We start from the raw sequence: 13547 nt of genomic DNA, 5'->3' as shown, positions 1-13547 counted from the left end.
CCGGGATCTCGCGTTCTGCCTTCCCCGGCCCGGCTATTCGCGTCGTAACACCGGGAAAGCCCACTCTCGTCTGCGGAGATGCAGATGAGAGGGGGCTTTCCTCGCTCCCTCAGATCAATGTTCCTTCAATCAAGTTTCCTCACGTCAACGGCCGTGTGCGGCGGCCAATATGAAGGCCTCTGACCTGCCGTTCCGTAGAGAAAAAAGAGGGTGTTGGCGCATATGGGAAAGGCAAGGAGTCACCTGATCCTTGCCACTCTCAACGTATAGCGCATGGGGGGTCTTGCGGCAAGGCCCCTGTTGTCCCGCACAATCTTCGGCCTGAAGTCGGAAACGGGCGAAATTTGGGGTCTGTCTTGATCGATGTGGTCATTGCCGGCGGTGGTCCGACCGGGCTGATGCTGGCCGGGGAGCTGCGGCTGCACGGCGTGCGTGTGCTCGTGCTGGAGAAGGAGGCGGAGCCGGCTCCGTACGTTCGCGCGCTCGGCCTCCATGTGCGCAGCATCGAGATGCTCGACCAACGCGGCCTGCTGGAGCGCTTCCTCGCCGAGGGCAGCAAGCACCCGCTCGGCGGCTTCTTCGCCGGACTCGCCAAGCCTGCACCCGGCCGGATGGACACCGCGCACGGGTACGTCCTCGGCATCCCGCAGCCCGTCACCGACCGCCTGCTAGCCGAGCACGCGGCCGAGCTCGGCGCCGAGATCCGGCGCGGCTGCGAACTGGTCGGGCTCAGCCAGGACGACGACGGTGTGTCCGCCGAGCTGGCCGACGGCACGCGGCTGCGCTCCCGCTACCTCGTCGGGTGCGACGGCGGCCGCAGCACGGTGCGCAAGCTGCTCGGCGTCGGTTTTCCCGGCGAACCCTCCAGGGTCGAGACGCTGCTGGGCGAGATGGAGGTGGCCGCGTCGCCGGAGGAACTGGCGACCGTGACGGCCGAAGTCCGCAAGACCCACTTCCGGTTCGGCGCGATGCCGATCAGAGACGGGGTCCACCGCGTCATCGTGCCCGCCGACGGTGTGGCCGAGGACCGCACGGCCCCGCCGACCTTCGACGAGTTCAGGCAGCAGCTGCACAAGTTCGCCGGCACCGACCTCGGTGTGCACTCCCCGCGCTGGCTCTCCCGTTTCGGCGACGCCACCCGGCAGGCCGAGCGCTACCGCACGGGCCGGGTCCTGCTGGCCGGCGACGCCGCGCACGTCCACCCGCCGACCGGTGGGCAGGGGCTCAACCTCGGCCTCCAGGACGCCTTCAACCTCGGCTGGAAACTGGCCGCCGAACTGCGCGGCTGGGCACCGCAGGGGCTGCTGGACAGCTACCACACCGAACGTCATCCGGTTGCCGCCGCAGTGCTGGACAACACTCGCGCACAGATGCACTTGCTGGCGCCCGAGCCGGGGCCGCAGGCCGTGCGACGGCTCCTGGCGGAGCTGATGGACTTCGAGGAGGTGAACCGGCTCCTGATCGAGAAGGTCACCGCGATCGCCGTCCGCTACGACTGCGGCGGGGACCACGAACTGCTCGGCCGGAGGCTGCGGGACGTGGGGTTGCAGCGGGGCCGCCTCTACGAGCGGATGCGTGACGGCCGAGGGCTGCTGCTCGACCAGACCGGCGGCCGGCTGTCGGTGGCGGGCTGGTCGGACCGGGTCGGCCACGTCGTCGACGTCAGCGAGGAACTCGACGTGCCCGCGGTGCTGCTGCGACCGGATGGACACGTGGCATGGGTCGGCGACGACCAGCAGGACCTGCTCGACCGGCTGCCGAGGTGGTTCGGATCGGCAACCGGCTGAAGTGGCTCCGTGCGGCCGGTGGGGTGAGGCGTGCGGGCGGGCCGGGGTGCCCACCCGCCCCGGCCCTCACCGGCCCGCCCCGGCCCTTACCGGCCCGCCCCGGCCCTTACCGGCCCGCCCCCCCCTCGCATGCCCCGGGCGGCCTACTCGCCGCCGACGTGGGCCAGTTCGATGTCGTGGTCGTCCACACCGGCGCCCGGGACGGTCAGCGACGTCGCCCGGGGCGGGTAGCCGGCGCCTCAGGCAACTGCAGGAGCTGCGGGATGACCTGGGTGACCGGGGGCCACGTGAAAAGAGGACCGTCGGCGCAGGGGAGGGGCATGACTGTCCATGACTGTCCTACCCGCGCGGCACACTGGCCCCATGTCCTCCCGCCGCAGACTCTGCCCCGAGTGCCGCCGCGAGATCGCCGTCGTCGCCGGGCGGTACGCACGCCACGACCCGCCCGGCGCCCGCGAGCACGGCGAACTCACCTCGTGCCCGGGCTCCCGCCGCCAGGCACGCCCCGGCCCGGAACAGCCGTCCCTGGACGGTTACACGGTCCCGGACTTCCCCGGCCAACTGCCCCTGTTCTAGGACCTGACGAGGTTCTAGGACCTGGCGAGTCGCCGGCCGCGCACCTCAGTTCCCGGCCACCGACTTCACCGCCACGGACACCGGTACCGGTCCGCTGATCAGCTCCAGAGTCAGCCCGGCCGTCGCCGAGGTGTCCACCAGCTCCGCCAGCACGGCGGCCACGTCGTCGCGCGGGATCGGACCACGGCCCGTGCGCGCCTCCAGCCGTACGGCACCGGTGCCGGCGTCGTCGGTGAGCTGGCCGGGGCGCAGGATCGTCCAGTCCAGGGCGTCGAGCCCACGCACGTACGCGTCCGCCTCGCCCTTGGCCCGCAGATACACGTCGAAGATCTCATCACCCTGGTGGCGCGGGTCGGCGCCCATGGACGACACGACCACGAAGCGCCGCACGCCCGCCCTCACCGCCGCGTCCGCGAAGAGGATCGCCGCGGCCTTGTCCACCGTTTCCTTGCGGGCCGCCCCGCTGCCCGGCCCCGCGCCCGCGGCGAAGACCGCGGCGTCGGCGCCCCTGAGCCGCTCCGCGACCTCGTCGACGGACGCCGACTCCAGGTCGAGCACGACCGGCTCGGCACCGGCCTGCCGTAGGTCCTCGGCCTGTTCGGCCTTCCGGATGATCCCCGCGACTTCGTCCCCGCGCGCGGCGAGCAGCCGCTCCAGCCGCAACGCGATCTGACCATGACCACCAGCGATGACAATGCGCATGCCTTCGACCGTACGCCTCGACAGCACCCTCCGCCGCACGACTTGGGCCGCGCCCCACCGCAGGCTTGCGACACCTCGCCCCGCCGCGGGGTTGCGGCACCTCGCCCGGCCGCGGGTTTGCGGCAGCTCGTCCCGCCGCAGGCCTACGGCGCCTCGCCCCGCCGCGGGCTTGCGGCACCTGGCTCGCCCCGCAGCAGGCCTACGGCACCCCGCCCCGCCCTTGCCGCGGCAGCCCCAGTTCGGCCGAGGCCGCCGAACTGCAGTACTCGCGCACCGCGCTGGTCCGCGCCACCACGCGCCCCTGGTGCACGACGATCCGGCTGTACGCCAGGGACAGCACCCCCGCGAGCCGTTCCCCGCGCACCGCGAGCAGCTCGGCCGGGAACCCCGCCTCCACCCGCACCTCCGGCAGCCCCAGCACCGCCCGCGCCGAGGAGCTCACCGCGTCGTACGCCTCCTCGGGCGGCAACCCGTAGCGCGAGGCCAGCAGGAAGGCCGCCTCCAGGGGGTCTCCGCGTCCCACCGGGTTGGACACGTCCCGCAGCGCCCCGCTTCCGGCGGCCACTCGCACCCCGGCCGCGCGCAACAGCCGTACCGGAGCCGCCCCGCGCCGGTCGACACCGCCGCAACCGCCCTGCGGCAGGCACGCCACGGCCACCCCGGCCGCCGCGAGTTGGTCGGCCGTCCGCGAGGCCACCTCGGAGGGCAGCCGGCCGAGGTCGCCGCACGGGCTGAGGGTCACCCCGGGACGCAGTCCGCCCGCCATGGCGGCGAGCCGGGCCAACCGGGCCGGGTCCCCGGCGTCCGTGTGCAGATCGACGGGACAGCCGTGTTCGGAGGCCACCTCCAGGACCGCCTCCACGTACCCCGCCGGATCCGGGTCGAGGTCCGGCCGGCCGCCCACCACCGAGGCGCCCATCTTCACCGCGTCCCGCAGCATCGCCAGCCCGTCCGCGCCGGCCACCCCGGTCAGCACCCGGGGCATCGCCACCGTCGTCAGCTCCGCAAGCCCTCGCAGTGCCCGTCGCGCCTGCAGCACGGCCGTCAGCGCGCCGAGGCCCTGGACGTCCCCCACGCGCACGTGTGCCCGCAGCGCCGTCGCCCCGTGCCCGAGCTGGAGCAGCGCGGCCTCCGTCGCCCGGCGCTGCACGTCCTGCGGCTCGTGGGAGACCGGCCCCTCGGTGTCGGCCGACAGGGCCGTGTCGGCGTGGGCGTGCGGCTCGGCCGGGGCCGGCAGCAGCAGATAGCCGCTGAGGTCCACACGCGCCCCGCACGCGCGCGTGCCACCCGCTCCCAAGCTGCCGGCCGTGCCGACCGCCTCGATGCGCCCGCCGCACAGCCGTACGTCCACGGTCCGGCCGTCGGTGAGCCGCGCCCCGCACAACAGCAGCGACGACGGGTCTGCCGGACCCGGCGAGGACGACGGGGGCGGTGGTGGCTGCGGCCGGCTGTCGGGCATCGCACTCCAGGGGCTCGGGCTGCGCACGGGAGGACGCGTGATCACGCAGAGTGAGACGAGCCTAGGGCGGCCTCACGCCCCTGGCGGGGAGGAGCGCAATAGTCGTACCGGCGTGGTCCGCCCACTGGTCCGCCGCTGGTCCGCCCCTGGTCCGCTCGTGGGGCGGGAGGCGTTCACGAGGCTGCCGGGAGGACGGTCCGAGCGCCCGGGGCGGGTGCCTCGAAACGGATTTGGGCGAACGGCGGCCGAGCGTGTAATGTCTTCATCGCTCGCCCCAATAGCTCAGTCGGCAGAGCGTCTCCATGGTAAGGAGAAGGTCAACGGTTCGATTCCGTTTTGGGGCTCTGGTGTGACTGGTTCCGTCGCGAGGCGGAGCCGGACCACATCAAAGCGGTGTAGCTCAGTCGGTAGAGCAAGCGGCTCATAATCGCTGTGTCACCGGTTCAAGTCCGGTCACCGCTACTCTCAGTAGCCGATTGCGGGGTCGGTCCTTCGATCGGCTACTCTTTCTTGCGTTAAACAGTCCATCCGTTCGTCTTAGGAGCACTCACGTGGCTGCCACCGACGTCCGCCCGAAGATCACGCTGGCCTGCGTGGAGTGCAAGGAGCGGAACTACATCACCAAGAAGAACCGGCGTAACAACCCGGACCGTCTTGAGATGAAGAAGCACTGCCCGCGTTGCAACGCGCACACCGCGCACCGCGAAACGCGATAAATCAGGCTCGTACGCGAGGCCGTTCCCGAGTGATCGGGGACGGCCTCGCGTCGTTGAGGTACCCGCTCGTTGAGGTACCCGTACCGGTCAGTGGAGCTACCAGGAGGTGCCGAGCCATGGCGCTCGACCAGTCCTTCGTGGGGCGGACGTACCCGCCCACCGCGCCCTACGAGGTGGGCCGGGAGAAGATCCGTGAGTTCGCCGAGGCGGTCGGGGACGACAACCCGGCGTACACGGACGCGGAGGCCGCCAAGGCGCTCGGTCACCCGGACGTGATCGCCCCGCCGACCTTCGTCTTCGCGATCACCTTCAAGGCCGCGGGCGAGGTCGTGCAGGACCCGCAGCTCGGCCTGGACTACAGCCGCGTGGTGCACGGCGACCAGAAGTTCGTCTACCGCCGCCCGGTCCGCGCCGGCGACCGGCTCACGGTCACCTCGACCATCGAGGCGATCAAGTCCCTCGCGGGCAACGACATCGTGGACATCCGCGGTGAGGTGCACGACGAGGCCGGCGAGCACGTGGTGACCGCCTGGACCAAGCTCGTGGCCCGCGCGGCCGAGGGGGCGTGAGCGACATGACCGCGAAGATCTCCTACTCCGACGTCGAGGTCGGCACCGAACTGCCGCCGCAGACCTTCCCCGTGACCCGCGCGACCCTCGTCCGGTACGCGGGCGCCTCCGGCGACTTCAACCCGATCCACTGGAACGAGAAGTTCGCCAAGGAGGTCGGTCTGCCGGACGTCATCGCGCACGGCATGTTCACGATGGCCGAAGCGATCCGGGTGGTCACCGACTGGACCGGCGACCCGGGCGCGGTCGTCGAGTACGGCGTCCGCTTCACCAAGCCGGTCGTCGTCCCGAACGACGACCAGGGTGCCGTGATCGAGGTGGCCGGCAAGGTCGCCGCCAAGCTCGACGACAACACGGTCCGCGTGGACCTGACGGCGACCAGCGCCGGGCAGAAGGTGCTGGGCATGTCCAGGGCGGTCGTACGACTGGCCTGAGACGGTTCGCGTACGACGTAAGGGGCGCTCGCCATTGCGGGGCGCCCCTTACTCGTGCCGGGGGGCGAAGCACCGCTTGACAGGGTTAGTGATTGAACACTAACTTCACATGCATGGCCAGGATGAGTGCGGAAGAGCGGCGCGAGAGCGTCATCCGGGCGGCGACGACCGAGTTCGCCCGCGGTGGTTACCACGGCACCTCGACCGAGGCGATCGCCCGTCGGGTCGGCGTCTCGCAGCCCTATCTCTTCCGGCTGTTCCCGGGCAAGAAGGCGATCTTCCTGGCGGCGGCCGAGCGGTGTGTCGAGGACACCATCCGGATGTTCGCGGATGCGGCCGAGGGGCTGGAGGGCGAGGAGGCCCGCCATGCCATGGGCGGGGCGTATGTCGAGGCCATCTCCGAGCAGCCGGAGCGGCTGATGATGCAGATGCAGATGTACCTCGCCGTGGCGGCCGCCGAGGAGGAGGGGGACCGCGAGTTCGGTGAGGCCGTGCGCGCGGGCTGGATGCGACTGTGGGACACCATTCACCTGCCGCTGGGTGCCGACGCTCGTGAGACGACGATCTTCCTCGCGCAGGGCATGCTCATCAACTGCCTGACGGCCATGGGCTTCCCGGCCGATCACCGGGTCTGGGCGGGACTGGGTCCGTCGGACTCCGACGGCTGACACGACGGACGAGGATGCCGGACCTTTTTCACGACGTCGAAAGTTAGTAATCAATAACTAATTGATCACCGCACACACTCCATGGGGGAGCGATGTCACAGCAGACCGCACGTCGCGGGGGAGCCGCCTGGGCCCTCGTCATCACCAGCGTCGCCGGGTTCATGGCGGCTCTCGACAACCTCGTCGTCACCACCGCCCTGCCCTCCATCCGTGAGGACCTCGGCGGCGGCCTGCACGACCTGGAATGGACCGTGAGCGCCTACACGCTCACCTTCGCCGTCCTGCTGATGTTCGGCGCGGCCCTCGGCGACCGCTTCGGGCGCCGACGGCTGTTCATCGCCGGAATCGCCGTCTTCACCGGCGCCTCCGCCGCGGCGGCCATGGCGCCCGGCATCGACTCCCTCATCGCCGCCCGGGCCGTCCAGGGCGCGGGTGCCGCGGTGATGATGCCCCTGACGCTGACCCTGCTGACAGCCGCCGTGCCCGCCGCCAGGCGCGGCATGGCGTTCGGCATCTGGGGCGCCGTCAACGGACTCGCCGTCGCCTCCGGACCGCTCGTCGGCGGCACCCTCACCGAACACATCTCCTGGCAGTGGATCTTCTGGCTGAACGTCCCGCTGGGCCTCGCCCTGCTGCCGCTCGCCCGGCTGCGCCTCGCCGAGTCCCACGGCACCGGAGCCCCGCTCGACGTCCCCGGCACCCTCCTCGCCAGCGGCGGCCTCTTCGGCATCGTCTACGGCCTGGTCCGCGGCCCCGCCGACGGCTGGACCGGCTCCCTCGTCCTGACGGGCCTGTTCGCGGGCTCCGCACTGCTCGCCGGCTTCGTCCTCTACAGCGCCCGGGCCAAGAACCCCATGCTCCCGATGCGGCTGTTCCGCTCCCGGGCCTTCGCCGGCATCAACGCGGCCAGCCTGCTGATGTTCCTCGGCATGTTCGGCTCGATCTTCTTGCTCAGCCAGTACATGCAGGGCGTCCTCGGCTACTCGCCCACCGAGGCGGGCCTGAGGATGCTGCCCTGGACCGGCATGCCGATGCTGATCGCCCCCGTCGCCGGCATCCTGGCCGACCGCATCGGCGGCCGCCCGGTCGTCGCCGCGGGCCTCTTCCTGCAGGCCCTGGGCCTCGGCTACATGGCGGTGGTGGCCACGGCCGACGCCTCCTACGTGGCCCAGCTGCCCGCCCTGATCATCAGCGGCGTCGGCATGGCGCTGTTCTTCGCCCCCGCCTCGCATCTGGTGATGTCCAGCGTGCGGCCGTCGGAGCAGGGCATCGCCTCCGGCGCCAACAACGCCCTGCGCGAGGTGGGCGGGGCGCTCGGCATCGCCATCATGGCCTCGATCTTCGCGGCTCAGGGCGGCTACGAGACCGGCCGGACCTTCGTCGACGGCATGCGCCCCGCCCTGGTGACGGGCGCCGTGGTGGTCGCCCTCGCGGGCATCGCCGCCCTGCTGATACCGACCCGGCGGGGCACCGAGCGGCAGACCGAGGCGGCCGAACCGGCACCGGTGCTGGAGACGGCCGCCCACTGACCCCGAAGGACCCGAACAAGGAGAAGCGGCCATGCCCACTCTTCCCTGGACCGTCCCGAACAGCCCGCCCCGTGACACCGAGGTGTACGTCTTCGCCTCACGCTTCGAGACCCGCACGCTGTGGGGAGCTCTGAAGTTCCTCGCCGGGACGCCCGCCGTCTGGCGGCAGGTCCGCCGTAGCCCCGGCGCCTACGGAGCGACCCTGAAGGCGAAGCCCCTTAAGCGGACCTTCTGGACCCTGTCGGCCTGGGAGTCCAAGGACGCGCTGCACGCCTTTGTCCGAGCCGGTGCCCACGGCCCCGCCTCCCGGGGCCTCGCCCCGCAGATGAAGGACGCGGCCTTCACCACCTGGCAGGTGAGCAGCGACGACCTCCCGGTCTCCTGGTCCGAAGCGCTCCGCCGTCTGCCCTGAGAGCCACCACGCGCGCGTGCGGCCCCCTTTCCCGGCGAAAGGGGGCCGCACCCACACGTGCCCGGCGCCGTCAGTGCCGTCTCGTACGCTTGGGCCCGTGCAGGAACTCCACGACGCCCCCCTCGCCCCGCTGACGACCTTCCGGCTGGGCGGCCCCGCGACCCGCCTGATCACCGCGACCACGGACGACGAGGTGATCGCCGCCGTCCGCGAAGCCGACCAGACGGGCACCCCGCTGCTGCTCATCGGCGGCGGCTCGAACCTGGTCATCGGCGACAAGGGTTTCGACGGCACCGCCCTCGTCATCGCCACCAAGGGCTTCTCCCTCGACGGCACCCGTCTCGAACTGGCGGCCGGAGAGGTGTGGACCGACGCCGTCGCCCGCACGGTCGAAGCGGGCCTGGCCGGCATCGAGTGCCTGGCCGGCATCCCCGGCTCGGCGGGCGCGACCCCCATCCAGAACGTCGGGGCGTACGGCCAGGAGGTCTCGTCCACGATCACCGAGGTCGTCGCCTACGACCGCCGCACCGGCGAAACGGTCACCCTGGCCAACGAGGACTGCGCCTTCTCCTACCGCCACAGCCGCTTCAAGTCCGACCCCGAGCGCTACGTGGTCCTGCGGGTCCGCTTCGCCCTGGAGGACGCCGAGGGCCTCTCCGCCCCTCTCCGCTACGCCGAGACGGCCCGTGCCCTCGGTGTGGAAGCGGGCGATCGCGTCCCGCTCGCGCAGGCCCGGGAGACGGTGCTCAAGCTGCGCGCCGGCAAGGGCATGGTCCTGGACCCCGAGGACCACGACACCTGGTCGGCCGGCTCCTTCTTCACCAACCCGATCCTCACGGACACGGACTTCGAGACGTTCCGCGTACGGGTCCGTGACCGGCTCGGCGACGGGGTGGAGCCCCCGGCCTACCCCGCCGGCGAGGGCCGTACCAAGACCTCCGCGGCCTGGCTGATCGACAAGGCCGGCTTCACGAAGGGGTACGGCGAGGGTCCGGCCCGTATCTCCACGAAGCACACCCTGGCACTGACGAACCGTGGCAGCGCGACGACCGAGGACCTCCTCGCCCTGGCGCGCGAGGTCGTGGCCGGAGTCCACGAGGCCTTCGGAATCACCCTGGTCAACGAGCCGGTGACGGTAGGGGTCAGCCTGTAGGCACCCGGCGCCGGTGCTGGTGCCGGGTGGGACCGCAGCCCTGCGGAGCGGGGTGCCGCTGCGCCCACCCGTGCCGTCCCTAGCGGCACGCATGCCCGCAGCCAGGCGCGCCACGACGCTCCCGCACCCGCCGTCGTACGCAAGGGGTCTCGTGTCGGGGGGTGTCCGCCAGCAGCGGTTGGCGCGTCAACGGGGAGTCAGTCGGCGCCGACCTCATCGTGCCGTTCCGAGTACGGACCCCCCCGACAACGACCCCGGCCCCCCCGGCGCGCCCCGACCCGCCCCCCGGCGCGACCCGACCCGCCCCCCGGCGCGACCCCGGCCCACCCCCCGGCGCGACCCCGGCGTCAGGCGAAGCACGTCACTCCACCCGCTACGACGCCAACCAGTCGTCCACCCCCGCCAGCAGCTTCGTCTTCACGTCCTCCGGGGCCGCCGAACCCCGGACCGACTGCCGGGCCACCTCCGCCAGCTCCGCATCCGTGAAGCCGTGATGCCGCCGCGCGATCTCGTACTGCGCGGCGAGTCGCGACCCGAACAGCAACGGATCGTCCGCGCCCAGCGCCAGCGGCACCCCCGCCTCGAACAACGTCCGCAGCGGCACGTCCTCCGGCTTCTCGTACACCCCCAGCGCCACGTTCGACGCCGGGCACACCTCGCACGTGACCTGCCGGTCCGCGAGCCGCTTCATCAGCCGCGGATCCTCCGCCGCCCGCACCCCGTGCCCCACCCGGTTCGCCCCCAGGTCGTCCAGACAGTCCCGCACCGACGACGGCCCGGCCAGCTCACCCCCGTGCGGCGCCGACAGCAACCCGGCCTCCCGCGCGATCCCGAACGCCCGGTCGAAGTCCCGTGCCATCCCCCGCCGCTCGTCGTTCGACAGCCCGAACCCGACGACCCCTCGGTCCGCGTACCGAGCAGCCAGCCGCGCCAGCGTCCGCGCGTCCAGCGGGTGCTTCATCCGGTTCGCCGCGACCAGGACCCGCATCCCGAGCCCCGTCTCCCGCGACGTCGTCTCCACCGCGTCCAGGATGATCTCCAGCGCCGGGATCAGCCCGCCCAGCCGCGGCGCGTACGACGTCGGGTCGACCTGGATCTCCAGCCAGCCCGACCCGTCCCGCACGTCCTCCTCCGCGGCCTCCCGCACCAGCCGCCGGATGTCCTCCGGCTCCCGCAGACACGAGCGCGCCGCGTCGTACAGCCGCTGGAAGCGGAACCAGCCCCGTTCGTCCGTCGCCCGCAGGCTCGGCGGTTCCCCGCTGGTCAGCGCCTCACTCAGCGCGTCGGGCAGCCGGACGCCGTACTTGTCGGCCAGTTCCAGCACCGTCGAGGGCCGCATCGACCCGGTGAAGTGCAGGTGCAGATGGGCTTTCGGCAGCTCAGAGACATCACGTACACGCTCCATCCAAAGATCCTGCCGTACGCCCCAGCCGTCCCGGTAGCCGTTTCCCCTTTCGTGGTCTTGCTCGCACAAACAAATGGGGCACATACCGAAAACGGCATGTGCCCCGAGCCGGAGGACCGGCGAAGCGGACGTCAGTCCCGCGCCTCCGCCAGCAGCTTCTGGATCCGGCTCACGCCCTCCACCAGATCCTCGTCACCCAGCGCGTAGGACAGCCGCAGGTACCCGGGCGTGCCGAACGCCTCGCCCGGCACCACCGCGACCTCGGACTCCTCAAGGATCAGCGCGGCCAGCTCGACCGTGTCCTTGGGCCGCCGACCCCGGATCTCCTTGCCGACCAGGGCCTTCACCGACGGGTACGCGTAGAACGCGCCCTCCGGCTCCGGGCACACCACGCCGTCGATCTCGTTCAGCATCCGCACGATGGTCTTGCGGCGCCGGTCGAAGGCCTCACGCATCTTCGCCACGGCGTCCAGGTCACCGGAGACGGCGGCCAGTGCGGCGGCCTGGGCGACGTTGGACACGTTGGACGTGGCGTGCGACTGCAGGTTGGTCGCGGCCTTGACCACGTCCTTCGGGCCGATGATCCACCCGACGCGCCAGCCGGTCATCGCGTACGTCTTCGCGACGCCGTTCACCACGACGCACTTGTCGCGCAGCTCCGGCAGCACCGCCGGCAGCGACACGGCGGAGGCGTCGCCGTAGACGAGGTGCTCGTAGATCTCGTCGGTCATCACCCACAGGCCGTGCTCGACGGCCCAGCGGCCGATGGCCTCGGTCTCGGTCTCGCTGTAGACCGCGCCGGTCGGGTTGGACGGCGAGACGAAGAGGACGACCTTCGTCTTCTCCGTACGGGCCGCCTCCAGCTGCTCGACGGTCACCCGGTAGCCGGTCGTCTCGTCGGCGACGACCTCCACCGGGACACCCCCGGCCAGCCGGATCGACTCCGGGTACGTCGTCCAGTAGGGCGCGGGCACGATGACCTCGTCGCCCGGGTCGAGGATCGCGGCGAAGGCCTCGTAGATGGCCTGCTTGCCACCGTTGGTGACCAGGATCTCCGAGACGTCCGGCTCGTAGCCCGAGTCACGCAGGGTCTTCGCGGCGATCGCGGCCTTCAGTTCGGGGAGGCCACCGGCGGGCGTGTAGCGGTGGAACTTCGGGTTCGAGCAGGCCTCGACGGCGGCCTGGACGATGTAGTCCGGGGTCGGGAAGTCCGGCTCACCGGCGCCGAAGCCGATCACCGGACGCCCGGCGGCCTTGAGGGCCTTGGCCTTGGCGTCCACGGCGAGGGTGGCGGACTCGGAGATCGCGCCGACTCGGGCGGAGACCCGGCGCTCGGTGGGAGGGGTTGCAGCGCTCATGGGCCCCATCGTTTCAGACTGGAAACGCGCGCGGCACGGGGGTTTCACAGACTGAACAACGTCGGGCAAACCCTTGAACAACAGTACGGATCGCGCGCTCGGCCTGGGCGATCTTCAGCGGATTCACGTCAGCGCGGCCCCCGTTCCGCAGGCGATCTTCCGTCAACGAGCCCTCCCGCGGGCCCTTTCTGTTCGACGACCGGCCGCGGAGCACGTACACTCTCACCTCGTTGGCCTTCGGCAGGCCGCGCCCGTTCGGTGCACACCAAGCATTCGGATGGATGCGGTACGTTGGGGGACACACAAAGGGTCGTAGCTCAATTGGTAGAGCACTGGTCTCCAAAACCAGCGGTTGGGGGTTCAAGTCCCTCCGGCCCTGCTACACACTCCATCGCCAGGATGTGTGCGCATGTACGTACAGAAATGCACCGCCGTGCGGCTCAGACCGGGCGCGGCACGGCCACGACCCGGAATCAGGTGAGGACGAGTGACGGACGCCGTGGGCTCCATCGACATGCCTGATGCCCAGGACGAGGCGCCGGAGTCCAAGAAGGCCCGCAAGGGCGGCAAGCGCGGAAAGAAGGGCCCGCTGAAGCGGCTCGCCCTCTTCTACCGCCAGATCGTCGCGGAGCTGCGCAAGGTCGTCTGGCCGACCCGCAACCAGCTGACGACCTACACGACCGTGGTGATCATCTTCGTCGTCATCATGATCGGCCTGGTCACCGTGATTGACTATGGGCTCAGCAACGCCGCGAAGTACGTGTTCGGCTGAGCAGTCC

At 71.2% G+C, this 13547-nt stretch carries 14 protein-coding genes and 3 tRNA genes; 13 read left to right on the top strand and 4 right to left on the bottom strand.

Features of this window, described 5'->3' with window-relative positions:
- Positions 1-356 precede the first annotated feature (356 nt).
- Both rox and ACZ7EG_RS08890 read left to right on the top strand, forming a co-directional pair.
- The gene (rox, locus tag ACZ7EG_RS08895) at positions 357-1787 is read left to right on the top strand and encodes a rifampin monooxygenase (protein ID WP_471074269.1); all 1431 of its coding nucleotides are present in this window, start codon (positions 357-359) and stop codon (positions 1785-1787) included.
- Positions 1788-2150: 363 nt separating this feature from the next.
- A complete protein-coding gene (locus ACZ7EG_RS08890) occupies positions 2151-2363 on the top strand; it encodes a hypothetical protein (protein ID WP_053674492.1) in 213 nt (70 codons plus the stop codon).
- Between the two features lie 45 nt (positions 2364-2408).
- On the opposite strand, the gene ACZ7EG_RS08885 is transcribed toward ACZ7EG_RS08890, so the two are convergent.
- Together ACZ7EG_RS08885 and ACZ7EG_RS08880 are read right to left on the bottom strand one after the other, a co-directional pair.
- Positions 2409-3065 carry an NAD(P)H-binding protein gene (locus ACZ7EG_RS08885; RefSeq protein ID WP_471074266.1) on the bottom strand — a complete coding sequence of 219 codons (657 nt, stop codon included), beginning with the start codon at positions 3063-3065 and terminating at the stop codon, positions 2409-2411.
- A 199-nt stretch (positions 3066-3264) separates the two neighbouring features.
- Positions 3265-4524, bottom strand: a complete 1260-nt coding sequence (locus ACZ7EG_RS08880) for an amidohydrolase family protein (protein ID WP_471074263.1) — start codon at positions 4522-4524, stop codon at positions 3265-3267.
- 271 nt (positions 4525-4795) lie between these two features.
- Between ACZ7EG_RS08880 and ACZ7EG_RS08875 the strand changes: the two genes are divergently transcribed.
- The 9 genes from ACZ7EG_RS08875 (at position 4796) to ACZ7EG_RS08835 (ending at position 10005) form a co-directional block, all read left to right on the top strand.
- Positions 4796-4868: transfer RNA gene (locus ACZ7EG_RS08875), tRNA-Thr, on the top strand.
- A 45-nt stretch (positions 4869-4913) separates the two neighbouring features.
- Positions 4914-4986: transfer RNA gene (locus tag ACZ7EG_RS08870), tRNA-Met, on the top strand.
- Between the two features lie 89 nt (positions 4987-5075).
- Positions 5076-5240 carry a 50S ribosomal protein L33 gene (rpmG, locus tag ACZ7EG_RS08865; protein ID WP_003948671.1) on the top strand — a complete coding sequence of 55 codons (165 nt, stop codon included), beginning with the start codon at positions 5076-5078 and terminating at the stop codon, positions 5238-5240.
- Between the two features lie 116 nt (positions 5241-5356).
- Positions 5357-5809 (top strand): FAS1-like dehydratase domain-containing protein, encoded by a 453-nt coding sequence (locus tag ACZ7EG_RS08860; protein WP_471074260.1) that lies wholly within the window; start codon positions 5357-5359, stop codon positions 5807-5809.
- Between the two features lie 5 nt (positions 5810-5814).
- Positions 5815-6243, top strand: a complete 429-nt coding sequence (locus tag ACZ7EG_RS08855) for a MaoC family dehydratase (RefSeq protein ID WP_362235638.1) — start codon at positions 5815-5817, stop codon at positions 6241-6243.
- Positions 6244-6356: 113 nt separating this feature from the next.
- On the top strand, positions 6357-6911 hold the full coding sequence (locus ACZ7EG_RS08850; RefSeq protein WP_471074257.1) for a TetR/AcrR family transcriptional regulator: 555 nt from the start codon (positions 6357-6359) through the stop codon (positions 6909-6911).
- A 92-nt stretch (positions 6912-7003) separates the two neighbouring features.
- Positions 7004-8440 (top strand): MFS transporter, encoded by a 1437-nt coding sequence (locus ACZ7EG_RS08845; protein ID WP_471074254.1) that lies wholly within the window; start codon positions 7004-7006, stop codon positions 8438-8440.
- 31 nt (positions 8441-8471) lie between these two features.
- On the top strand, positions 8472-8852 hold the full coding sequence (locus ACZ7EG_RS08840) for a DUF3291 domain-containing protein (protein ID WP_471074251.1): 381 nt from the start codon (positions 8472-8474) through the stop codon (positions 8850-8852).
- A 97-nt stretch (positions 8853-8949) separates the two neighbouring features.
- Positions 8950-10005, top strand: a complete 1056-nt coding sequence (locus ACZ7EG_RS08835; RefSeq protein WP_471074248.1) for a UDP-N-acetylmuramate dehydrogenase — start codon at positions 8950-8952, stop codon at positions 10003-10005.
- Between the two features lie 373 nt (positions 10006-10378).
- Here the strand turns inward: ACZ7EG_RS08835 and ACZ7EG_RS08830 are convergent, their stop codons facing one another.
- Both ACZ7EG_RS08830 and ACZ7EG_RS08825 read right to left on the bottom strand, forming a co-directional pair.
- The gene (locus ACZ7EG_RS08830) at positions 10379-11410 is read right to left on the bottom strand and encodes an adenosine deaminase (RefSeq protein ID WP_471074245.1); all 1032 of its coding nucleotides are present in this window, start codon (positions 11408-11410) and stop codon (positions 10379-10381) included.
- Positions 11411-11541: 131 nt separating this feature from the next.
- Entirely contained in the window at positions 11542-12768 is a 1227-nt protein-coding gene (locus ACZ7EG_RS08825; protein WP_471074242.1) for a pyridoxal phosphate-dependent aminotransferase, read from the bottom strand.
- Between the two features lie 306 nt (positions 12769-13074).
- On the opposite strand from ACZ7EG_RS08825, the gene ACZ7EG_RS08820 reads away from it, so the two are divergent.
- Together ACZ7EG_RS08820 and secE are read left to right on the top strand one after the other, a co-directional pair.
- Positions 13075-13147, top strand: a tRNA-Trp gene (locus tag ACZ7EG_RS08820).
- A 108-nt stretch (positions 13148-13255) separates the two neighbouring features.
- On the top strand, positions 13256-13540 hold the full coding sequence (secE, locus tag ACZ7EG_RS08815; protein WP_104785540.1) for a preprotein translocase subunit SecE: 285 nt from the start codon (positions 13256-13258) through the stop codon (positions 13538-13540).
- Positions 13541-13547: the final 7 nt, after the last annotated feature.

This window comes from Streptomyces sp. NPDC037100, assembly GCF_055606225.1.
This window is presented reverse-complemented; position numbering and strand designations above follow the sequence as displayed.